Annotated in this window: 19 protein-coding genes and 1 pseudogene; 8 read left to right on the top strand and 12 right to left on the bottom strand. The window is 68.2% G+C overall.

Going from position 1 to position 21,593, the window contains the following annotated elements; all coding sequences use genetic code 11:
• Positions 1–2: 2 nt before the first annotated feature.
• Entirely contained in the window at positions 3–1,997 is a 1,995-nt protein-coding gene (locus ACN27E_RS01135) for a S9 family peptidase (protein ID WP_422746204.1), read from the bottom strand.
• A 24-nt stretch (positions 1,998–2,021) separates the two neighbouring features.
• On the opposite strand from ACN27E_RS01135, the gene ACN27E_RS01130 reads away from it, so the two are divergent.
• A complete protein-coding gene (locus ACN27E_RS01130) occupies positions 2,022–3,179 on the top strand; it encodes an FAD-dependent oxidoreductase (protein ID WP_422746203.1) in 1,158 nt (385 codons plus the stop codon).
• A gap of 30 nt (positions 3,180–3,209) precedes the next feature.
• Here the strand turns inward: ACN27E_RS01130 and ACN27E_RS01125 are convergent, their stop codons facing one another.
• The 7 genes and pseudogenes from ACN27E_RS01125 to ACN27E_RS01095 all read right to left on the bottom strand — a co-directional run bounded on the left by ACN27E_RS01125 (position 3,210) and on the right by ACN27E_RS01095 (position 11,635).
• Positions 3,210–3,782 (bottom strand): transglycosylase family protein, encoded by a 573-nt coding sequence (locus ACN27E_RS01125; RefSeq protein ID WP_422746202.1) that lies wholly within the window; start codon positions 3,780–3,782, stop codon positions 3,210–3,212.
• Between the two features lie 218 nt (positions 3,783–4,000).
• Positions 4,001–4,228: pseudogene (locus ACN27E_RS01120) on the bottom strand (transglycosylase family protein); the annotation flags it as partial.
• A 1,133-nt stretch (positions 4,229–5,361) separates the two neighbouring features.
• Complete coding sequence (gene mobA / locus ACN27E_RS01115; protein WP_422746201.1) at positions 5,362–5,928, bottom strand: molybdenum cofactor guanylyltransferase; 567 nt, start codon at positions 5,926–5,928, stop codon at positions 5,362–5,364.
• A 19-nt stretch (positions 5,929–5,947) separates the two neighbouring features.
• Positions 5,948–7,057 (bottom strand): 2-oxoacid:ferredoxin oxidoreductase subunit beta, encoded by a 1,110-nt coding sequence (locus ACN27E_RS01110; protein ID WP_422746200.1) that lies wholly within the window; start codon positions 7,055–7,057, stop codon positions 5,948–5,950.
• Complete coding sequence (locus ACN27E_RS01105) at positions 7,054–8,994, bottom strand: 2-oxoacid:acceptor oxidoreductase subunit alpha (RefSeq protein WP_422746199.1); 1,941 nt, start codon at positions 8,992–8,994, stop codon at positions 7,054–7,056. The genes ACN27E_RS01110 and ACN27E_RS01105 overlap by 4 nt, the downstream gene beginning before the upstream one ends.
• Positions 8,995–9,515: 521 nt before the next feature.
• Entirely contained in the window at positions 9,516–10,607 is a 1,092-nt protein-coding gene (locus tag ACN27E_RS01100; protein WP_422746198.1) for a dihydrodipicolinate reductase, read from the bottom strand.
• Positions 10,608–10,609: 2 nt separating this feature from the next.
• Positions 10,610–11,635 (bottom strand): Rieske 2Fe-2S domain-containing protein, encoded by a 1,026-nt coding sequence (locus ACN27E_RS01095; RefSeq protein ID WP_422746197.1) that lies wholly within the window; start codon positions 11,633–11,635, stop codon positions 10,610–10,612.
• A 90-nt stretch (positions 11,636–11,725) separates the two neighbouring features.
• On the opposite strand from ACN27E_RS01095, the gene ACN27E_RS01090 reads away from it, so the two are divergent.
• From ACN27E_RS01090 to ACN27E_RS01060, 7 genes are all read left to right on the top strand, one after another.
• Positions 11,726–12,322 (top strand): TetR/AcrR family transcriptional regulator, encoded by a 597-nt coding sequence (locus ACN27E_RS01090; protein ID WP_422750157.1) that lies wholly within the window; start codon positions 11,726–11,728, stop codon positions 12,320–12,322.
• 49 nt (positions 12,323–12,371) lie between these two features.
• Positions 12,372–13,055: a hypothetical protein gene (locus ACN27E_RS01085; protein WP_422746196.1), complete on the top strand. Its 684-nt coding sequence runs from the start codon at positions 12,372–12,374 to the stop codon at positions 13,053–13,055.
• A 54-nt stretch (positions 13,056–13,109) separates the two neighbouring features.
• The gene (locus ACN27E_RS01080) at positions 13,110–14,189 is read left to right on the top strand and encodes a YncE family protein (RefSeq protein ID WP_422746195.1); all 1,080 of its coding nucleotides are present in this window, start codon (positions 13,110–13,112) and stop codon (positions 14,187–14,189) included.
• 9 nt (positions 14,190–14,198) lie between these two features.
• Complete coding sequence (gene fdhD / locus ACN27E_RS01075) at positions 14,199–15,023, top strand: formate dehydrogenase accessory sulfurtransferase FdhD (RefSeq protein ID WP_422746194.1); 825 nt, start codon at positions 14,199–14,201, stop codon at positions 15,021–15,023.
• 106 nt (positions 15,024–15,129) lie between these two features.
• Entirely contained in the window at positions 15,130–16,434 is a 1,305-nt protein-coding gene (locus ACN27E_RS01070) for a nucleotide disphospho-sugar-binding domain-containing protein (RefSeq protein ID WP_422746193.1), read from the top strand.
• 109 nt (positions 16,435–16,543) lie between these two features.
• Positions 16,544–16,975, top strand: coding sequence for a ubiquinol-cytochrome c reductase iron-sulfur subunit (locus ACN27E_RS01065; protein ID WP_422746192.1), 432 nt, complete (start codon positions 16,544–16,546; stop codon positions 16,973–16,975).
• Between the two features lie 106 nt (positions 16,976–17,081).
• Positions 17,082–18,146, top strand: coding sequence for a fatty acid desaturase family protein (locus tag ACN27E_RS01060; protein WP_422746191.1), 1,065 nt, complete (start codon positions 17,082–17,084; stop codon positions 18,144–18,146).
• A gap of 75 nt (positions 18,147–18,221) precedes the next feature.
• Here the strand turns inward: ACN27E_RS01060 and clpX are convergent, their stop codons facing one another.
• The 4 genes from clpX to ACN27E_RS01040 all read right to left on the bottom strand — a co-directional run bounded on the left by clpX (position 18,222) and on the right by ACN27E_RS01040 (position 21,497).
• Positions 18,222–19,502, bottom strand: a complete 1,281-nt coding sequence (gene clpX / locus ACN27E_RS01055; RefSeq protein WP_422746190.1) for an ATP-dependent Clp protease ATP-binding subunit ClpX — start codon at positions 19,500–19,502, stop codon at positions 18,222–18,224.
• A 331-nt stretch (positions 19,503–19,833) separates the two neighbouring features.
• A complete protein-coding gene (locus ACN27E_RS01050; protein WP_422746189.1) occupies positions 19,834–20,112 on the bottom strand; it encodes a hypothetical protein in 279 nt (92 codons plus the stop codon).
• Between the two features lie 126 nt (positions 20,113–20,238).
• On the bottom strand, positions 20,239–20,898 hold the full coding sequence (locus ACN27E_RS01045; protein WP_422746188.1) for an ATP-dependent Clp protease proteolytic subunit: 660 nt from the start codon (positions 20,896–20,898) through the stop codon (positions 20,239–20,241).
• Positions 20,895–21,497, bottom strand: coding sequence for an ATP-dependent Clp protease proteolytic subunit (locus ACN27E_RS01040; RefSeq protein ID WP_422750155.1), 603 nt, complete (start codon positions 21,495–21,497; stop codon positions 20,895–20,897). The genes ACN27E_RS01045 and ACN27E_RS01040 overlap by 4 nt, the downstream gene beginning before the upstream one ends.
• Positions 21,498–21,593 lie beyond the last annotated feature (96 nt).

The raw sequence follows: 21,593 nt of genomic DNA, 5'->3' as shown, positions 1-21,593 counted from the left end.
CGCTACCCGAGCAGCTCGGGCAGGTCGGCGTCCCGTCCGAGCACGTGCTCGGCGAGGAAGGCGAACACCACCTGGTACCAGATCTTCGCGTGCTGCGGCGCCAGCACCCAGTGGTTCTCCGACGGGAAGTTCAGGAAGCGGTGCGGGCCACTGCCGGACTCATCAGCGGGCAGCCGGGATCTGGTCAGCAGCTCGTACCAGAGCCGAAGCGCCTCGCCCATCGGGACGCGATAGTCCTTGTCGCCGTGGATCACCAGCATCGGGGTGGCGATGTGTTCGACGAACAAATGCGGCGAATTGCGTTCGGCCATATCGGGAGTCATCTCGCGCGCCCACCAGTAGGCGCCGTCGGTGGTCGCTCCGAACTGGTCGAGCGCCCACAGGCCGGCGTGGGTGACGATGGCGTCGAACCGGTCGGTGTGCCCGGCGATCCAATTGGCCATGTAGCCGCCGAACGAGCCGCCCATCACCGCGGTGCGACCGTCGTCGACACCCGGAACGGCCGCGGCGGCGTCGGTGGCGGCCATCAGGTCGGTGAACGGTGCTGCGCCCCAGGCGCCCCAGCCGCGTTGCACGAAATCCTGCCCGTAGCCCGTCGACAGCGCCGGATCGGGCAGTAACACCGCGTAGCCCTGGGCCACCATCAGCCAGGGGTTCCACCGCCAGTGCCAGGCGTTCCAGCTGGCCAACGGCCCGCCGTGCACCCACAGCAGCAGTGGTGCGGGGTGCTCGGCGTCGGCTCCGGCGGGCACGGCCAGCCAGGAGCGCACGGCCACACCGTCCTCGGTGACGGTGGACAGTTCACTCAACGCGCCCGGCAGCGGTGGTGCCGCGACACACGCCAGCTCGGTCAGCGATCCATCGGGGTCGATGCGCACGGGGTGCGGCGGCGCGGCGTAGCTGCTCCGCAGCGCGTAGATCACCCCGCCGGGCGCGGCACTGACATCGGTGTAGGTGTAGTCGTCATCGGTGAGCCGCCGGACCCGTCCGCTTGCCGGGTCGACCGAGAAGACCGGTCCGCGGCCGTTCTCGTCGGCGGTGACCAGCAGTGCGGTGCCGTCCCGGGTCCAGGTCACCGAGGTCGGCCACCGATCCCAGCCGGCCGTCAACTCACGAACCTGGCCCCCGAACGTCAGATGACACAGCGTGATCCGAGGCGCAACCAGCGGTGTCGACACGGTTTCCCGGGTGAACGCCACCGCGGTGCCGTCCGGCGAGATGGCCGGGTTGTCCAGGTCGGCGTCCTGATCGTCGGCGAGGGTGGCCCGTTGCCCGCTGTCGAGATCGATGCGGACCAGCCTGCCGCGCAGGGCGGCACCGGGTGACGGGTCGTACCACGAGGTGACGATGAAGCGACCGTCATCGCTGAGACTCATTCGGGCGTCGCGCAGCCCGCCGCCGGGGTGCGGGGCCAGGTCGCGGCCGTCGGCGGAATCGAACAGATGCGGTTGATCGGGCCCGAGGTCGTGATCCCAGTGGCGCACCGGATATCCGCGGTGCAGCACGGCCGACACCTTGTTGTCCTTGCGCAGCGCGCGAAGTCGCTTGTCCTCGTCGAGGTCGGTGGCCGAGGCGAGCACCGGAACGTGCACCGCGGTGCGCGCCGCGGCCCGGGCGGTGAGCACGCCGTTGACACCACCGGGCGAGGTGAACTCCTCGACCGCCTCGCCGCCATCGGCGGGCAGCCGCCACAGCGCCGCCGGCGGCGCCGCGTCGTCCTTGGTAGGCCGCGAGGCGAGGAAGAGCAGATCACCGGTGTCGGTGAAAGCGGGGTTGCGCTCGCCTTTGGCGCCACGGGTCAGCCGGCGTGCGGGCGCCGCGCCGCGCGTATCCAACTCCCAGACCGCGGTGACGAACTCGACCCCGGCGTCATCGATCTCGCTGATGGTGGTGACCACCCGCGTGCCGTCGGGAGAAACGGTCAGCCCGGACACCCTGGGCAGGGTCAGGTAGTCGTCGAGGTCGGCGAACGGCGTCGATTCGGAACGGGGCGTCACGCCTGCACACGCTACGTTCGTCCGGTGACGGACGACATCCTCATCGTCGGCGCCGGCATCGCGGGACTGGCCACTGCGGCCGCGCTGCAACGGCGCGGCGTCCGGGTCCGTGTGCTCGAGGAGCGGACCGATCCGAGCGCCGGCGCAGGCATCAGCATCTGGCCGAATGCGCTGGCGGCTCTCGACGAGATGGGTCTCGGTGATGAGGTGCGGGCCTCGGGCGGCAGAGTGACCGCCGGCGCGGTGCGCTGGCGGGACGGCTCGTGGCTGCGCAAGCCGTCGGCCGATCGCATGGTGCGTGCGCTGGGCGAGCCGTTGGTCGTGACCCGCCGCGCCGACCTGTCCCGCATCCTCTCCGGTGCCCTGGAGCCCGGCACTGTGCACACCGGCGTGCGCGTCACGACGGTTCGAGCGCTCCGGTCCGGGGTGCGCGTGGAGTTCGGCGACGGCGCCGCCCGCGAGGTGAACGCCGTCATCGGCGCCGACGGCGTCGGCTCTGTGGTGGCCCGCCACCTCAACGGCCCGCTGGACCACAGATACGCCGGTTACACGGCCTGGCGTGGCATCGCCGAGTACCGCCTGAGGCCAGAACTCGCCGGGCAGACCCTCGGGGCTGGCACCGAGGTGGGCCACGTTCCCCTGGGTTCCGACCACACCTATTGGTTCGCCACCGAACGGGCGCCTCGCCAAGCGTCGACACCGGACGGTGAGCTCGGCCATCTGCAGCGCAAGTACGCCGGATGGGCGGATCCGGTGCCTGCGGTGCTCGCCGCGACGGATCCGTCGGACGTGCTGCGCAACGATCTCTACGACCGGGAACAGGCGAAGGTCTGGTCGCGCGGACCTATCACCCTGGTCGGCGATGCGGCGCACCCGATGCGTCCGCATCTGGGCCAGGGCGGCTGCCAGGGCATCGAGGACGCCGCCATCCTCGCTCGGTCGGTGGCCGGCGCCGCCGACCTGCCGACAGCCTTCGCCCGCTACGCCGAGTTCCGCCGCAGGCGCGTCCGCGCGCTGGTGCGCGAATCGCAGCTGATCGGGCGGGTGGTGAACCTGCGACCGGCCTTGCTCAGCGGGTTGGCCAGCCGCGCGACGGTCCTGATACCGGAAGCGGCGGTGGCCAGGCATCTGGCGTCCATCGCCGCGCGCTCGGCGTTCGTTCCCCCGGATGAGCCCAGCTGAGCGGTCTCGGCAGCAGCGCGCGCGACGTGTTCAGCGCTGCCGGGTCACCCCGGTCAGCGGGCTGAGCATCGAGCACACCTTCTTGAGGTCGATCACGCCCAACACGCTGCCGTCGCGGACCGCTGCGCACCCGGTCGCGGCGGGGCGGGCGGGAACCGGTGGGGGGATTGCGGAGGGGCGGACGGGGGTGGCGGCGGGACGGGTCGCCGGCGCCGGGGCCGACGGCGGCGCGGGCGGGTTGGCCCAGGCCGCGGCGCTCGCCGATGCGAGGCCGCGCGGGCCGCACTTCGGCCACGCCTTGATGCCCTGCTTGGCCAGCACGCGCTCGGCGACGACGATCTGCTCGCCACGTGAGGCGGCCGCCGGATTGCCGCGGCCGCCGTGGGAGGACCAGGTGGCCTGTTTGAACTGCAGACCGCCGTAGTGACCGTTGCCGGTGTTGGTGGCCCAGTTGCCGCCCGATTCGCAGTCCGCGACGGAGTCCCAGTTCAGGGTGTCGGCAGCGGCGGTGCCGGTGGACAGGAACATCGGCACCATCGCGCACGCGGCTCCGATCACCGCGAGCCCGAAACTTCGAAACAGCGCCTTACGGATGTTGATCATGTGCGGTCCTTCCCCGACCGTGTCTGACACAAGGCCCGCTCTGGAATCGACGCGCGTTTCCGGGGCGGTCATTCACTGTGTCGCGTGACCCACATCACGTGTTATCCAAGTTGCGAAAGTTTTAGGAGTTATTTAACTGACGTAAGAGGCTGGTGAGAGCAAAGAGGCGGTGCCGGGCCGGTAGGCCCTGCACCGCCTCTTTCAGCGCTTTCGGTCGGTCAGCCGTGGCTGCCGCAAACCGGCCACGCGCCGATGCCCTGGCTGTTGAGCACGTTCTCGGCCACGCGGATCTGCTCCTCGCGCGACGCGTTGTGCGCCGAGCCCGAGCCCCCGTTGGACGCCCAGGTGCTCTGGGTGAATTGCAGGCCGCCGTAGTAGCCGTTGCCGGTGTTGATCGACCAGTTGCCGCCCGACTCGCAGGCCGCGATGGCGTCCCAGTTCACACCGCTGTCCGCATTCGCGGTACCGGCGCCCAGCGCCATCGGGGCCACTGCAAACGCCCCGGCGAGTGCTGCCAGTCCAAACGTCTTGCGGATGTTCTTCAACTTCGATCCTTTCGCCAAGCGCGCGCCGACCGCCGCCCGCAAGTGCGGGCGGGCATCCCAGATGGAGTCGGGAGAACTGGGGCCACACCGTCTCGGTCAGGTGCGGCAGTAGGGAGCTGAGATGCTCCGCCGGGCGTCGCCCGGCCTCCGCTCGGCTCTGCTGGCCGGTCCGCGGACTACTCACGCGCAGGTTCTCGGTTAATGAAATTATTTGCTCTCGTTTGGAGCCGTTAGGGACCGTACAAAGCGTCCGGACAGAAGTCATATCCGCACCGCACCGATCTGCGACAGATAACGACAAGATCACGACGCGTTGAATTCGGCGAAATGCGCTGGTCAGCAGGAAAAACAAGGGTGCCGCGGCGGCGACGGGCACGCTGCCGATTCGTGAGCCAACTCACCGCCTTTTTGTGGCGTGGACCACCCGCAACCAGGTTTCGACGTGGGCCGAAGGGGGCAGCGATCATGGTGAACCGCCCCGATGTCGGCACCCGAGACGCGCCGAAGGCCACCACCGCCGCACCGGTTCGCTGCGCACCAGGGAGATCTGCCCAACGGAAAGATCGACCCATATCGTTGTCCGACAAAGCTTTTGAGTACCCCCACCTGAGTCTCGATCGCGGGCGACCGCACACCGGGCCGATCGGCGCACCGTCCGATCGTCGGCTGACCAGTGCGTTTCCGCGCCGACCGGTTCGTCCGGGCGACCAGCCGGGAGGGCACCGCACCGGCTGCGCGGAAATGGTTGTGACACGCGGACTGCATTCCTGCCTATTGCCGAAATGAGCCGTCTGGAGCGGAACGCCACAGCGCGCGCCAGCACGTGCGTGATGCCGCCGAGATATGCACTCCGCTAGGCGATCTCGCCCGCACACCGGTGCGAGTACGCGCTGATGGGGATTGATGAAGAAGAATAGTCCACCACCCGGAAAATGGACCTCGATTACATCAATTTCGCGTCGGAATATCCCGAATTTCAGCTTCGACGCACAATAGCGACATGTCGAGCAATTTGCTGAACGCGGTGCGCCGGGTCAGCTCAGATCGTCGGCGGTGTTGACGTTGGTCAGCGCGCGCTGCGCAGGCAGGACGATCCGCTGGGTGTCGACGGTATCCACCAGCGCGCGCATACTGCGCTCGCCGGCAGCGACCAGGGTGGAGACCCGCCCGGCCAGATCGGTGCGGTACACACCGGCCAGATAATGCACGCGGCCGTCCCACGGCACCACGACGTCGACCCCCAGGCGCGCGGCGGGGATGGCCAGCTGGTCGATCAGCTCGGCGGTCAGGTACGGCATGTCCACGGCGCAGACAAACGCCCACTCGTGGCCTGCCTCGGCGGCCGCACGCAGCCCGCGACCGGTGGCCAGCAGAGGTCCGACACCGCGCACCTCGTCGCGCAGCACGTTCGCCGACAGGTCCGGCAGAGGTTGACCGGGCGCTGCGATGACGAACACCGGGGCGCAGCGCTCCCCCACGGTGGCGACCACCTGCTCCACCAGCGTGGAACCGTTGAGCACCACGGTCGCCTTGTCGCGGCCCATTCGCCGCGACGCCCCGCCCGCCAGCACGACGGCGGCCAGCGGCACGGGGGACGTCACAGGGGTGACGTTAGCGCACCTACTCGACGGTCCAGGTGTCCTTGCCCCGAAGCAGAGATTGCAGGGCGGCCGTGTCGTGCGGCTTCGCCTCACGCGCCGAACGCACCTGCTCCCGGGCCGCGTCGTCGTATGTGGGCCGGTGCACCTGCCGGAAGATGCCCATCACCATGTGATCGAGGTTCTGCTCGGAGAGGCGCGAGAGCGCGAACGCATAGGCCGGATCATCGACCGTGGCGTCGTGTACGACGATCTCATCGGCGGACACGTCGGCGGTCTTGGCCACCTCGAGCCCGAAGCCGGACTTGACCACGCAGTACTCACCGTCGGCGCCGAACGTGATCGGCTCGCCATGGGTGACGTTGATCAGCCGATCCTCGGCGCCTTCCTTGCGCAGCGCGTCGAAAGAGCCGTCGTTGAAGATCGGGCAGTCCTGCATGATCTCGACGAGCGCGGCGCCACGATGGGCCGCGGCTCCGCGCAGCACTTCAGACAGCCCCTTGCGGTCGGAGTCCAGTGCGCGGCCCACGAACGTCGCCTCCGAGCCCAGCGCCAGCGACACCGGGTTGAACGGATAGTCCAGCGACCCCATCGGCGTCGACTTGGTGACCTTGCCGACCTCGGAGGTAGGTGAGTACTGCCCCTTGGTCAGACCGTAGATCCGGTTGTTGAACAGCAGGATCGTGATGTTGACGTTGCGGCGCAGGGCGTGGATCAGGTGGTTGCCGCCGATGGACAGCGAGTCGCCGTCACCGGTGACCACCCACACCGACAGATCCGGCCGGGCCAGCGCCAGACCCGTCGCGATCGTCGGCGCCCGGCCGTGGATCGAGTGAAAACCGTAGGTCTCCAGGTAGTACGGGAACCGGCTGGAGCAGCCGATGCCGCTGACGAAGGCGATGTTCTCGCGGCGCAGGCCGAGCTCGGGCAGGAAGTTGCGGATCGTGTTGAGGATGACGTAGTCGCCGCACCCGGGGCACCAACGGACCTCCTGGTCGCTGGTGAAGTCCTTACCCTTCTGCGGCTGGTCGGTGGTGGGCACCCCGGCCGTCTTTGACAGGGGCGTCAGATTCAGGTCGGACCCGAGCAACTGGGTCGACCCGCGATCCGCTTCGCTTCTCGCTGTTGTCATGCGTTGGCCTCCACACCGGCCGCGGCGCGCTCGATGGTGGCCGCAGCCAACCGCGCGAACGTGGCCTTCTCGTTTTCCTTGTCTGCCAGAGTCCCGTCGAGCGCCGAGTCGATGATGCCCTCCACCTCGTCGGCCAGGAACGCCATGCCCTCGACCTTGGTGACCGGCTGCACGTCGACCAGGAAGCGCGCCCGTAGCAGGAGCGCGAGCTGGCCCATGTTCATCTCGGGAGCCACCACCTTGGGGTAGCGGGTCAGCACCTCGCCCAGATTCGACGGGAACGGGTTGAGGTGACGCAGATGCGCGTGCGCGACCTTGAGGCCCTTGCGCCGGGCCCGCCGGCACGCCTCCCCGATGGGGCCGTAGGAGCTGCCCCAGCCGACCAGCAGCAGCTCGGCGTCACCCGTCGGATCGTCGACCTCGAGGTCGGGCACCGTCACGCCGTCGACCTTGGCCTGACGCAACCGCACCATCAGATCGTGGTTCTTGGGCTCGTAGCTGATGTTGCCCGAACCGTTCGCCTTCTCCAGACCACCGATGCGGTGCTCCAGCCCCGGGGTGCCCGGCACCGCGAACTGGCGGGCCAGCGTCTCGGGATCGCGCGCATACGGCGCGAACGCCTCCCCGGGCTGGGTGAACGTGTGGTCGATGGCCGGATAGCTCGCGACGTCGGGAATCCGCCACGGTTCCGAACCGTTGGCGATCGCCCCGTCGGACAGGATCATCACCGGCGTGCGGTAGGTCAGCGCGATCCGCGCGGCATCGACGGCGATGTCGAAGCAGTCCGACGGTGACCGGGGGGCCAGGACGACGACCGGCGATTCGCCGTTGCGGCCGAACAGCGCCTGCAGCAGATCGGCCTGCTCGGTCTTGGTCGGCAGACCGGTCGACGGGCCGCCGCGCTGGACGTCGACGACGACCAGCGGCAGCTCGGTGATCACCGCGAGACCGATGGCCTCCGATTTGAGCGCGACGCCGGGGCCCGAGGTGCTCGTGACGCCGAGCGCTCCGCCGTAGGACGCACCGATGGCGGCGCCGATGCCGGCGATCTCGTCCTCGGCCTGGAAGGTGAGGATGTTGAAGTTCTTGTGCTTGGACAGCTCGTGGAGGATGTCCGACGCCGGGGTGATCGGATACGTGCCGAGCACCAGCTGGGTGTCGGCCAGCACGCTGGCCGCGACCAGCCCGTAGGACAGCGCGGTGTTACCGGACACCTGCCGGTACTCACCGGCCTTCAGCTTGGCCGGGGCCACCTCGTAGGTGGTCGCGAACGCCTCGGTGGTCTCGCCGTAGTTCCAGCCCGCTTTGAGCGCCAGCACGTTGGCCTCGGCGACCTCGGGTTTGCGGGCGAACTTCTCCCGGATGAACGCCTCGCTGGCTTCGAGTTCGCGGCCGTACATCCAGGACAGCAGGCCGAGCGCGAACATGTTCTTGGCGCGCTGGCCGTCCTTCTTGGTGGCCCCGATGGGCTCGACCGCGCCGAGCGTCAGGGTGGTCATCGCGACGGCCTGCACGACGTAGTCGCTCAGTTCGTCGGTCTCCAGCGGATTGGCCTCGTACCCGACCTTGGCGAGATTGCGCTTGGTGAACTCGTCGGAGTTGGCGATCACCAGGCCGCCCCGCGGCAGGTCCTTGACGTTGGCCTTCAGCGCGGCCGGGTTCATCGCCACCAGGACATCGGGGCGGTCACCGGCGGTGAGGATGTCGTAGTCGGCGATCTGGATCTGGAACGACGAGACACCGGGCAGGGTGCCCTGCGGCGCGCGGATCTCGGCGGGATAGTTCGGCTGGGTCGCCAGGTCGTTGCCGAACAGGGCGGCTTCGGAGGTGAACCGGTCGCCGGTCAGCTGCATACCGTCGCCGGAGTCACCAGCGAATCGGATGACGACCTTTTCGAGCTTCTGCCTCGGTGCGGCTCCGTTGCTCTCGAGACCCATCCCCCTGCCTTTCGCAGTCCGTCTGCGGCCCACCGAGTCGCGGCCGGATTCGACGCGCCGTGGGGTGGCTTCGCGCCGCAGTAAGTTTGATGTCACTCTCAGTACCGATTATTGCACTTCTCTTAGGCATCGCCCTACCACACGGACGGCCCTGCCGCAGCCCTGGGTCGGTGAAATGTCCTGCTCAGCGACGTGAACGCCGCGCGATCACGCCAGCGATGTGGTCTTCGTCACGTTTAGAGAACGCCGTTCTCCTAAGAGATCGGTTACCCAGCGGTAGCTAGCCGCTAGCACCCTCGGCCGGGTCCGCGGTCCGCCGCTCGTGCCACCGGAAGCGCAGCATGAGGAGCTGACGGTGCGCACGCCACCCCACCGACAGCGGATCACGCCAGGCGGCGGAGGGCTGCGGTCGGCGCCGGCGGGCAGACGCATTCATACCTCCATTGTGACGACGTTCGTCCGGTCGGCATCCCGACGCGCGCCGCCGGTGGATGTCGATTCGGTGAACGCCGTACCCGCGGTCACTTCTTGAAACGGCCGGCGAACCCTCTCAGCGGGAGGTCCGCGCTGGTCAGCAGACCCGGCGGAGCGGCAACGACGGACGTGATGGCGTTGAGCGCAGGCAGCCCGGTCACCGTCATCCCGATCGAGGCGAACGATGCCGGGTCGGACAGGTCGACGCCCGGTTTGGGGAAGATCATGTGCTTGTTGTAGATGTGCGGATCGCCGGTGATCTGGGTGATGTAACAGCCCTTGATGTCCCAGCTCGGATCGGTGTGCGGGGTCATCTGCCACTCCAGGTGGGTCTCCACCTTCGGCACGCCGCCGACCATGCCCTGGTACTTGATGTAGTTGCCGCCCAGCGATCCCTTGGGCAGCTGGTACCAGCCCAGGTCGACGTCCTTGGTGCAGGCGCCGAGTTCGTAGGAGAACGTGACCTCGTCGAGTTCGAGGTCGAAGCAGTCGGCCATCAGCAGGACGCTGTCGGCGAATACCCGCGTGTACTTCTCCAGCTTGCCGGGGATCGAGGGATCGTCGACGGGTAGGCCGTAACCGACCTCGATCCAGGTGTCCCTGCTGTGGTGACACGACACGTCCACAGATTCGATGGTGGTGACGTTCTCGATCTCGGCGACGTCGGCTGAGCACACGATGCCGAGAATCTGATTGACGCCCGGATTCATCCCCGTCCCGTAGAACGTCGAACCGCCCTTCGCGCACGCCTCGGCGAGCACGCGACTCACCGGCTCACCCGAGTGGTGCGGATGGTTGTGGTCGCGGTGCCAGCCGGTGATCCAGTCGGCCGTGGTGACGATGTCGATGCCCGCCTCGAGCACCTGGACATAGAGATCCTCGTCGGGGAACACCCCGTGGAAAGTCAGCACGTCCGGCTTGGCGGCGATGATCTCCTCCACCGAGCCGGTCGCGGTCACGCCGAGGGGCGGCAGACCCACCAACTCGCCGACATCGCGGCCGACCTTCTCCGGGGTGTAGCAATGCACCCCGATCAGCTCGAGGTCGGGATGGGCGCCGATGCGCTTGATCATCTCGCTTCCGACGTTGCCGGTGGCGACCTGGAACACCCGGATCGGCGCCCTGGTGGGAGCGTTCATGTTCAGCCTTTCTCCAATGCGGCGTAGACCTCCGCGGCGCTGCCGCCGATACCGTCGGGGTAGAACTGCCTGGCCCAGTTGCGGATCGCGGTGAAGCCCTCGAATTCCGAACTGGCCAGGGCGGGTGGATCCGAATAGCGCTGGTGGCACCAGATGTGGATGTCCTGACTGAACTGCCGGATCACTTCGTCACCGAACATCCGCGCCTTGTCCTGCGCGCGCTGGTCGTCGCGGCCGGGGGTGCGGCCGATGTAGACCATGAACCGGACATCCGAGGTGGATTCGTCGACCGGTGTGATCGCCGAGATGGTCCGGTTGTCCACCATGCCCCAACTCTTGGTCACCGCGATGCCCAGACCTCCGTTGATGGCCTCGACCCCACTGCCGACATCTTCGATCTTCTGCTGGTCATCACCTTCGAAGGTGATGGTGAAATCGACGTAGGAGACGGGTTCGGCGAAATCGTGGCGGGTGAACACCGGGACGATCGGCGTCTGGTGGACGAATTTGAAGTGGGCGAAATCGACGCCGTTTTCCAGCACATACTGCGGATGCAGTTCGAGGGACGCCCGGAACAACCGCTGCTGCGGGTAGTACTGCTCACCGATGGCGCCACCCTCGAACGACGAGAACACATCGGGCACATCGAAGTACGGCTCGCGGCCGTCGACGTCGTGCCAGATGTAGACCGACTCGTTGCGCTCCAGCACCGGATAGGTCCGCATCCGCCGGCCCCGGTTGGGCCGGGGCTCGTAGGGGATGCACACGTTGCGCCCCTCGTGATTCCACTGCCACCCGTGGAACGGGCACGCGATGACCTCGCCCTCGACATGCCCACCGTGCCCGAGATGTGCGCCGAGGTGTTCGCAGTAGGCGTCCATGACCGTCAGCCGCCCGGACTCCGCACGCCAGGCGATCATCTCGCGGCCGAAGTACTTCATCCGGTGCACGTCACCCGTGCCGACCTCGTCCGACCACGCGACCTGGAACCAGCCCGTGGGCGTCATCGACAGCGGCGGCTTGGCCATTGCACGACAATCACAGAACCCTCTACGATTCGTCAAGTGTCAGAACTGACCCGTCGGACCAACCGCCGAGGCCAGGCCACCCGCGACGGCATGCTCGACGCCGCGCTGCGTGCGCTCGCCTCCGGTGACGTCGCCGCCGCGTCGGCCAATCGCATCGCCAAGGACGCCGGAGCCACCTGGGGCGCGGTGAAGTACCAGTTCGGCGACATCGACGGGCTGTGGGCGGCTGTGCTGCAGCGCACCGCGCAGCGCCGCGGCCACCTGCCGTCGCAGGCCACCCCGGACGCCCCCCTGCGGGAGCGGGTGGCGGCCATCATCGATCTGCTCTTCGACGGGCTTTCCGCACCGGACTCCCGGGCCATCGAGACCCTGCGCGCCGCGCTCCCCCGCGACGGCGCCGAACTCGAACGGCTCTACCCGCAGACCGCCGCCGAACTGCAGTCCTGGGGCCGCACCTGGATCGCGGCGTGCCAGACCGCCTTCGCCGACGTCGATGTCGACCCCGAACGCGTTCGCGAGGTGGCGTCGTTCATTCCCGGCGCGATGCGCGGCTTGGTCTCCGAACGCCAACTCGGCAGCTACTACGACCTGGACGTCGCCCGCCGTGGTCTGACCAACGCGATCGTGACCTACCTGCAGCCGGCCACGTCGAGAATCCGCCAAGAATCCGGAGAGCCCGACCGGTGATCCTCATCTGCACCACGGCGCCACCGGCGCCCGCAGTCAGGAGGACATCATGCGCAACCTCGTCACCGTCGCCCGCACCGCCGTCGTCGCCGGTCTGATCGGCGCCACCGCCGTCGGGCTGGCCGGCTCCGCGGCCGCCGCCGATTCGGGCGCCCTGTACGGCGATCCGGCCGGCGCGGCCCAGTACTGGGCACAGCAGACCGAGGGCGATTGCGTGCTGATGGCCGTCGCCGATGTGGTCGGTCAGGTCACCGGCGACATGCCTACCGAGGCCGAGATCATCGCCACCGCGGCGAGCACGCCGAGCGAATCGCATCCCGGCATGATCTACACCCCCGACGACTCCGGTGACCCCAACGCCGGGGCCGGCACCAACGGTGGCGACGTACCGGCGCTGCTGCGGGTCTACGGCATCGACTCGGACTACACCGACGCCGACCGCGGCGGCAAGAACGGCAACATCGATTCCGGATTGGATGCCCTGCAGGACTACCTGGGCCAGGGGCGCAAGGTGATCGCGATCGTCGACGCCTGGACCATCTGGGGCGAGCAGGACCAGTCCGACGGCAGCAACCACGGTCTGGTCGTCACCGGCGTCGACACCGGGTCGGGCATCGTGCACCTCAACGACAGCGGCGTCGAGAACGGCGCTGACGAGCAGGTTTCCATCGACACCTTCGTCAAGGCGTGGCAGTCGGCCGCCGACGAGACGATGATCGTCACCCGGGCCTGAGCTTCGTCACCGCACCGTCACTGGGTCCGCCCGCTGAACGGGTATGGCCACACCATGTCGTTTGTCCGCAGCACCGCAGCCGGTGTGCTCGCCATCGCCCTCGCCGCCGGGTGCGCGTCCGCGCCCCAGCAGCCACCGCCCGCCACGCCGACCACCACCGGCCTGTTGCCGTCCGGGGTGCCCACCGAGGGCAATCGCCCCGCCGCCGATGATCTTCCGCCGCCCGCCGAACCCCAGCGGGCAGCCGCGCCGACGGCCACGCTGCCGGGGCGCACCGTTGCCGTCGGCGCCCAGCCGGAAGGCATCGTCGCCGACGGACCGACCCGCACCGTCGCCGTCCTCAAACGCAACCCCGACGAACTGGTCCTGCTCAACGCCGACACCGGTGCGATCACCGGCCGGACGCCGCTACCCGGATCCGGGCGCCATCTGCAGCTGGCCCGACCCGGCGGGCCGGTGCTGGTCCCGGTGGAGAGCGCCGATGCGCTGGTCCGCGTCGATCTGCCCGACGGTCGGGCGCAGGCACAGATCGTCACCGGCACCTTTCCGCATGACGCGTCGCAAGCGCCCAACGGCACCGTCTTCGTGGCCAACGAACACGGCGGGACGGTCGCCGTGCTGCGCGGCGACGACATCGTCAAGGTCTTCACCGACAGCGTGCAGCCCGCCGGCCTGGCGCCGGTCGGCACGTCGATGGGACTGCTGGACGTCCGTAAGAACGATCTGACCGTCTACGACACCGACGCGCTGACCATCGTCGGGTCGACACCGGCCGGTGCGGGGCCGACCCACCAGGTCGCCGACAAACACGGCCGGCTGATCGTGACCGACACCCGCGGCGACGCGGTCCGCGTGTTCACCCCGCGCCCGCAACCGCGTGAGGTGGGCATGGTGGCCCAATCCGGCGGGCCGTACGGAATCACCTACGACCCGACCCGTGATCGGGTGTGGGTCGCTTCGTCGGGCACCAACGAGGTGGTCGGCTACGACATGGCTCAGCCGACCCCGCGCGAGGTGGCCCGCTTCCCCACGGTCCAGAACCCCTACACCGTCGCCGTGGACCCGGTCACCGGACGTGTGTTCGTGGCGGGGGTGACCACCGGGGAGGTGCAGTTGGTCGACGTCCCCGCCTAGTCTGGACTCATGGGCCGGGTCACCGCGCGCCGGCGCGCGCATCACGTCACCGCGGCCGACAGCGTCGCCCGCCCCGAAACCCTCGTGGTCGAGGAGCCCCTGGAGATCCGGCTGCGCGGTGAGCCCCTCACCGTCACGATGCGCACTCCCGGTGCGGATGTCGAACTCGCCCAGGGCTTCCTGCTGACCGAGGGGGTGATCGGACACCGTGACGATGTGCTCACCGTGCGGTACTGCCGAGGCGCCGACAGCGACGGAGTCAACACCTACAACGTCCTCGATGTGGCGCTCGCCCCGCACGTGCCCGCGCCCAGCACCGACGTCCGGCGGAACTTCTACACCACCTCATCCTGCGGGGTCTGCGGCAAGGCGTCGCTGGAGGCGGTCCGGCTGACCAGCCGGCACAGTCCCGGCGACGAACCCTCGACCGTGGCCGCCACAGTGTTGTCGGCGATGCCGCAACGCCTGCGCACAGCGCAGAAGATCTTCGCCAGCACCGGCGGCCTGCACGCCGCCGCGCTGTTCACCACCGACGGCGACATGCTGGTGGTGCGCGAGGACATCGGCAGGCACAATGCGGTCGACAAGGTCATCGGCTGGGCGCTCGAGGCCGACCGGATCCCGTTGAGCGACACCGTTCTTCTGGTGAGTGGCCGGGCGTCCTTCGAATTGACCCAGAAGGCCGTCATGGCGGGCATTCCGATCATGGCGGCCGTGTCCGCGCCGTCGTCATTGGCCGTCGATCTGGCCGCCCAGTCGGGGGTCACCCTCGTGGCGTTCCTGCGCGGCGAGTCGATGAACGTCTACACCCGGCCCGACCGGGTCACCCGCTGACGTCTCGCTGATCTCCACCGGATCTCCACCGAATCTCCAAGCTCAGTGCGGCGCTCCTGGCCGACCATCGACTTCCCGATGGACAACGCCTCACCAGGAGCACCCCATGTCGCAGATCCTGATCGCCTCGATGTCGCCCATCGGCCACATCGGACCCCTGCTGAACCTCGCTCGCGGACTCGTCGATCGCGGCGACGACGTCACCGTGCTGGCCTCGGCGGCACGGGCCGCACTGATCCGCGCGACCGGCGCGCGGGCCGCGGCCCTCCCGCCCGAGACCGACATCGACGAAACCCGACTCGACGAGCAGTTCCCCGGCCGCTCGGCCACCCGCGGGATCCGGCGGGTCGATTTCGACGTCACCAACATCTTCGTCAGACCGATGCCCGGTCAGGCCACTGCGCTGGCGGAGCTGCTGGCGCACAACCACTTCGACGCGGTGATCGCCGACGCGATGTTCCTCGGCGTCGTGCCATTCCTGCTCGGCGACTCGTCCGCGCGGCCACCGATCCTCTCCTACGCCACCACGCCGCTGATGATCAGCAGCCGCGACACCGCCCCGGGAGGCCTCGGATTGGCGCCGTCGTCGAGCCGGCTGGGCCGGCTCCGCAACCGCGGGCTCACCGCATTGACCCAGCGGGTCTTCCTGCGTGGCTCGCAGAATGCGACCAACCGGCTGCTGGACCGGCTGAACACCCGCCGCCTGCCGGTGCCCGTGATCGAGGCGGGGCTGCTCGCCGACCGCTTCATCGCCCCGACCGCACCCGAATTCGATTACCCGAGAGGCGATCTGCCGGCGAACGTGCGCTATGTCGGGCCGGTCCACCCCGCGCCGACACTCGGGTTCCGCCCGCCGTCGTGGTGGCATCTACTCGACGGCCGCAGGCCCGTCGTTCACGTCACCCAGGGCACCGTCGACAACGCGGATCTGAGCCGGCTGCTGGTTCCGACCATCGAGGCGCTGGCCGGAGCAGAGGTGACGGTGGTGGCCACCACCGGCGGCCGCCCACCGTCCCGGCTCGGCGAGCAGCTACCCGCGAACACCGTTGTGGCCGAGTATCTTCCGCACGACCTGCTGCTACCGCAGGTGGACGTCATGGTGACCAACGGTGGATACGGCGCCGTGCAGCGCGCATTGGCAGCGGGCGTGCCGATGGTGGTCGCGGGTGACACCGAGGACAAGCCGGAGGTCGCCGCACGGGTGGCCTGGAGTGGCGCGGGGGTGAACCTGCGGACCGGAACGCCGTCACCGCGCGCTGTCCGCACGGCGGTCCGTTCGGTGCTCGACACGCCCGGCTACCGCGAGAATGCGCGGCGGATGCAGGCCGCACTGGCCCGCCGCGACGGGGTGGCCGAGATCGCGGCATTGGTGGACGAGGTGATCGCCGAACGCAGTGAGCGCGTGCGGTGATGTCGGGTATGACGAAAATGGTGTTGTCGGCCCGTCGCCGGGTCTTGCCGTGGATCATTTCGCTGTGATTCGCCCGCACCCGTGGCCTCGGGCCGTGAAAGGAGTATCGATGCAGTTTCCCGTGGGGCTGTCCGCGTCACGCCGTCGCGTCGTCGTGGGCGCCGCCCTCGGCTTGCTGACCGCTGTGGTGAGCGCCTGTTCGACGTCCGGCCGGAAGCCCGCCGAGTCGTCGAGTTCCGACGCCGGCGCCGAGCCGGCACCGGGTGCCGCGTTGGCGAAGACCACCGACGTGCCGGTCGGATCGGGTGTCATCGTCGGTGACACCGTGGTCACGCAACCGACGGCGGGGGCCTTCACCGGCTTGTCGGCGACGTGCACGCACGCCGGGTGCACGGTCTCCGAGATTCAGGACGCCGAGATCGTCTGTCCGTGCCACGGCAGCCGGTTCAACCTCGACGGCACGGTGGCGCGGGGGCCCGCGACCCAACCGCTCGAGGCCCGCAGAATCGACGTTCGGGGCGGCGAGATCTACGCGGGCTGAGACGGCCGCTTGTTCCGCGTAAGGTGATCACAAGACCCGGTCCGGCACGGACGGTCTACGGCGTGCGACGGATTCGGCGCACCACCCCACCACAGCAAGGACCCGCGTGGCAATCAGGCAGGTCGCTGCGTTTGCGCACCTCAGCGAAACAGATCTCGAGGCGCTGACCCGCGAACTCGACGCGATCCGCGCCGATGTCGAAGACTCCCTCGGCGCGCGCGACGCCGCCTACATCCGGCGGACCATCCGCCTCCAGCGGCTGCTCGACCTGGCCGCCCGCGTCGTGATCCACCGCAGTCGGTCCCGCCGAGGCTGGCTGCTCGGCACCATCGCCCTGGCCACCGCGAAGAGCATCGAGAACATGGAGATCGGGCACAACGTCGGTCACGGGCAATGGGATTGGATGAACGATCCCGAAATCCACTCCAGCACCTGGGAGTGGGACATGGCGGGCCTGTCGTCGCAGTGGCGGTACTCGCACAACTACACCCACCACGTCTACAACAACGTCATCGGCGTCGACGACGATCTGGGCTTCGGCGTGCTGCGGGTCTCCCCCGACCAGGAGTGGAAACGTGACTACCTGGCGGCGCCGGTACGAAACGTGCTGCTGGCCCTCATCTTCGAGTGGGGCATCGCGCTGCACGGCCTGCACGCCGCCCGGGATCGCGCGCTCGAGATCGGCGGATCCAAGGGCGGTCATGAGCTGGCGGCCAAGGTCGCGCGCCAGGTGGGCAAAGACTACGTCGCCTTTCCCGCACTGAGCGGACTCCGCTGGCGGCACACGCTGGCCGCCAACGCCGCTGCCAACGTACTGCGCAACATGTGGGCGTACCTGGTGATCTTCTGCGGGCACTTTCCCGACGGCGCCGAAAAGTTCGACGCGGACGTCCTCGAGAACGAGACGCGGGGCGAGTGGTATCTGCGTCAGATGCTCGGTAGCGCCAACTTCGACGCCGGCCCGGCGATGGCGTTCATGAGCGGCAACCTCTGCTACCAGATCGAGCACCACCTGTTCCCCGATCTGCCGAGCAACCGGTCGGCCCAGATCGCGCGACGAGTGCGTGCGCTGTGCGACAAATACGGCCTGCCATACACGACCGGTCCGCTACCCCGCCAGTACCTGCAGACGCTCCGCGCCATCCACCGGTACGCGCTGCCCGACCGCTGAGGGTCCGCTTCGCCGAGAAACACTCAGGGCTGTGAATCACGTGGATTCACAGCCCTCAGTGCGGTTGGGTGAACGCTACGCGCTCTTGTCGCGGCGCTCGCTGCGCGAGGGCTTGCGCGGCACGATGGTCGGCAGCACGTTGTCCTGCACGGTCTCCCTGGTGACGACCACCTTGGCGACGTCGTCGCGGCTGGGGATGTCGTACATGACCGGCAGCAGGACCTCTTCCATGATGGCGCGCAGTCCGCGTGCGCCGGTGCCGCGGTGGATCGCCTGGTCGGCGATCGCTTCGAGCGCCTCTTCAGCGAACTCGAGCTCGACGCCGTCCATCTCGAACAGCCGGGTGTACTGCTTGACCAGTGCGTTCTTTGGCTCCGACAGGATCTTGACCAGCGATTCCTTGTCCAGATTGGTCACCGAGGCGACGACGGGCAGGCGGCCGATGAACTCGGGGATCAGACCGAACTTGATCAGATCCTCGGGCATCACCTCGGCGAAGTGGTCCTGGGTGTCGATCTCCGCCTTCGAGCGCACCTCCGCGCCGAAGCCCAGACCCCGCTTGCCCACGCGGTCCGAGACGATCCTCTCCAGGCCGGCGAACGCACCCGCCACGATGAACAGCACGTTGGTGGTGTCGATCTGGATGAACTCCTGGTGGGGATGCTTGCGTCCACCCTGCGGCGGCACCGAGGCCTGCGTGCCCTCGAGGATCTTCAGCAGCGCCTGCTGCACACCCTCACCGGAGACATCCCGGGTGATCGACGGGTTCTCGCTCTTGCGGGCGATCTTGTCGACCTCGTCGATGTAGATGATGCCGGTCTCGGCGCGCTTGACGTCGTAATCGGCGGCCTGGATCAGCTTGAGCAGGATGTTCTCGACGTCCTCGCCGACGTAGCCGGCCTCGGTCAGCGCCGTGGCGTCGGCGATGGCGAACGGGACATTGAGCATCTTGGCCAGCGTCTGCGCCAGGTAGGTCTTACCGCAGCCGGTGGGGCCGAGCATCAGGATGTTGGACTTGGTCAGCTCGACCGGCTCGGAGCGCGAATCGCGGCTCTTCTCTCCGGCCTGGATGCGCTTGTAGTGGTTGTAGACCGCCACGGCCAAGGTGCGCTTGGCGGTGTCCTGTCCGATGACGTAGCTCTCGAGGAATTCGCGGATCTCGGCGGGCTTGGGCAGCTCGTCGAGTTTCACGTCGTCGGCGTCGGCCAGTTCCTCTTCGATGATCTCGTTGCAGAGATCGATGCACTCGTCACAGATGTACACGCCGGGACCGGCGATGAGCTTCTTCACCTGCTTCTGGCTCTTGCCACAGAACGAGCACTTCAGCAGGTCACCGCCGTCTCCGATACGCGCCATGGTGGTGGGGTCCTACTTCCTGTCGACGTCGGACAATCGGATGCGCTGGGTCACATCGCAGATCCGTGCTGGCCGCTTGAGATGGCCTGGTTCTCGACGCTACCCGCTTGTTCTCGCGCAAGGCGACCCTAAAGCCGAATCGCGCCGGTGGTATTCATCTGTGGTGGCGCCAACATATCGCCTGAAGGGTCATTGACCCGCCCAAACGCGCCGCGGTGTCCCTGGCGTGTCGTCGCCGTTACCGGACCGAGAGTACCGACGTCCGCACAGATCTGCCCTCGGCCCGTACGGGGGCCTCGATTGCCCGCACGAGTCCGGATGCGCTCAGACCTCAGCGAGGTCCGGGGCCAGCCGGCCCCGGGCCCACCGGACCCGGACCCACGGGGCCGACGACGCCGCCGACACCTGCCGGACCGACGGGTCCGATCACCGGATTGGGCGGATTGACATATACGGTGACGGGCTCACACTGCGCCAGCCCGGCGTCCCAGTACGTTCCCGCCGGGCACTCCTGCGCCGATGCCACGACGGGCGCCACTGCTTGGGACAACACCCCCGCTGCCATCGCCAGCGTCACTGCGGCCACCACCGACCGACTCCGTATTCCCACCGTCGTCACCTTTCTCCTCCGGCTCGTGCACCGTCACCCCCGTGGATCAGATTCCCACGTCCGCGGGCGTTGCGGCACGGTTTGCCGAAGCTGCGGAAAGGCAGCACCGAGTGGTCGGACCGATGGTCAGGACGTCTGCGCGGACAGCTTCCGGTACTCGAGGACCGTGTCGACGATCCCGTATTCCTTGGCCTCGGCCGCGGTCAGGATCTTGTCGCGATCGGTGTCCTTGCGGATCACCGAGCTCTCCTTGCCGGTGTGGCGCGCCAGGGTGTCCTCCATCAGCGTGCGCATGCGCTCGATCTCCTTGGCCTGGATCTCCAGATCGGAGAACTGACCCTGGATGACGCCGCCCAGCGCGGGCTGGTGGATCAAGATGCGGGCGTTGGGCAGTGCCAGGCGCTTGCCGGGGGTCCCCGCGGCCAGCAGCACCGCGGCGGCCGAGGCCGCCTGGCCCAGGCACACCGTCTGGATGTCGGCGCGCACGTACTGCATGGTGTCGTAGATCGCCATCAGCGAGGTGAACGAGCCGCCGGGCGAGTTGATGTACATCGTGATGTCGCGGTCGGGGTCGAGCGACTCAAGGACCAGCAGCTGCGCCATGACGTCGTTGGCGGACGTGTCGTCGACCTGTACGCCGAGGAAGATGATGCGTTCCTCGAACAGCTTGGCGTACGGGTTGGACTCCTTGACCCCGAAGCTCGAGTGCTCGATGAACGAGGGCAGGATGTAGCGCGATTGCGGCTGCAGCCGGGGGTCAGCCTGAGGATGCACGTGGTCGGTCATTTGTCTAGTCCCGCTCCTGGTCCTGCGCCGTTGACGCTGGCGCTGGTGATGATGTGATCGACGAAGCCGTACTCGAGGGCCTCCTGCGCGGTGAACCAGCGGTCGCGGTCGGAGTCGGCTTCGATGCGCTCGATGGTCTGGCCGGTGAACTCGGCGTTGAGCCGGAACATCTCCTTCTTGATCGAGGCGAACTGCTCAGCCTGGATCGCGATGTCGGCCGCACCGCCGGTGATGCCGCCGAGGGGCTGGTGCATCAGGATGCGGGCGTGCGGCAGCGCGTAGCGCTTACCCTTGGCGCCCGCGGCGAGCAGAAACTCACCCATCGAGGCCGCCATGCCCATCGCGTAGGTGGCGACGTCGCACGGCGCCAGCACCATCGTGTCGTAGATCGCCATCCCGGCGCTGATCGAGCCGCCGGGCGAGTTGATGTAGAGGTGGATGTCCTTGGTGGGGTCCTCCGCGGACAGCAGCAGGATCTGGGCGCACAGCCGGTTGGCGATGTCGTCGTCGACCTGTGAGCCCAGGAAGATGATGCGCTCGGCGAGCAACCGCTCGTAGACCGAGTCCTGGAGCGTGAAACCGCTCGCCCCGCCACGCATGTCCGTCACGACTAGTTACCTGCTTTCTTTACGTCTGGGTCGCCAGTGCGATATCGCCGCCGCAGCGGCTTCGTGGAGTTGCTCTTCGTGTGTTGG

Source organism: Mycobacterium sp. WMMD1722, assembly GCF_049315205.1.
Taxonomy (GTDB): domain Bacteria; phylum Actinomycetota; class Actinomycetes; order Mycobacteriales; family Mycobacteriaceae; genus Mycobacterium.
Note: the sequence above shows the minus strand (reverse complement) of the source record. Positions and strands in the feature narration are given on the sequence as shown.

Bases quoted from the DNA above. Each gene is read 5' to 3' on its own strand.
- ACN27E_RS01045 (WP_422746188.1), bottom strand. From the start codon at position 20,898: ATGACCGACCACGTGCATCCTCAGGCTGACCCCCGGCTGCAGCCGCAA.
- ACN27E_RS01100 (WP_422746198.1), bottom strand. From the start codon at position 10,607: ATGAACGCTCCCACCAGGGCGCCGATCCGGGTGTTCCAGGTCGCCACC.
- ACN27E_RS01125 (WP_422746202.1), bottom strand. From the start codon at position 3,782: ATGATCAACATCCGTAAGGCGCTGTTTCGAAGTTTCGGGCTCGCGGTG.
- fdhD (WP_422746194.1), top strand. From the start codon at position 14,199: ATGGGCCGGGTCACCGCGCGCCGGCGCGCGCATCACGTCACCGCGGCC.
- ACN27E_RS01040 (WP_422750155.1), bottom strand. From the start codon at position 21,497: ATGCGTGGCGGGGCGAGCGGTTTCACGCTCCAGGACTCGGTCTACGAG.
- ACN27E_RS01090 (WP_422750157.1), top strand. From the start codon at position 11,726: ATGCTCGACGCCGCGCTGCGTGCGCTCGCCTCCGGTGACGTCGCCGCC.
- ACN27E_RS01085 (WP_422746196.1), top strand. From the start codon at position 12,372: ATGCGCAACCTCGTCACCGTCGCCCGCACCGCCGTCGTCGCCGGTCTG.
- ACN27E_RS01080 (WP_422746195.1), top strand. From the start codon at position 13,110: ATGTCGTTTGTCCGCAGCACCGCAGCCGGTGTGCTCGCCATCGCCCTC.
- ACN27E_RS01095 (WP_422746197.1), bottom strand. From the start codon at position 11,635: ATGGCCAAGCCGCCGCTGTCGATGACGCCCACGGGCTGGTTCCAGGTC.
- ACN27E_RS01110 (WP_422746200.1), bottom strand. From the start codon at position 7,057: ATGACAACAGCGAGAAGCGAAGCGGATCGCGGGTCGACCCAGTTGCTC.
- clpX (WP_422746190.1), bottom strand. From the start codon at position 19,502: ATGGCGCGTATCGGAGACGGCGGTGACCTGCTGAAGTGCTCGTTCTGT.
- ACN27E_RS01105 (WP_422746199.1), bottom strand. From the start codon at position 8,994: ATGGGTCTCGAGAGCAACGGAGCCGCACCGAGGCAGAAGCTCGAAAAG.
- ACN27E_RS01065 (WP_422746192.1), top strand. From the start codon at position 16,544: ATGCAGTTTCCCGTGGGGCTGTCCGCGTCACGCCGTCGCGTCGTCGTG.
- ACN27E_RS01070 (WP_422746193.1), top strand. From the start codon at position 15,130: ATGTCGCAGATCCTGATCGCCTCGATGTCGCCCATCGGCCACATCGGA.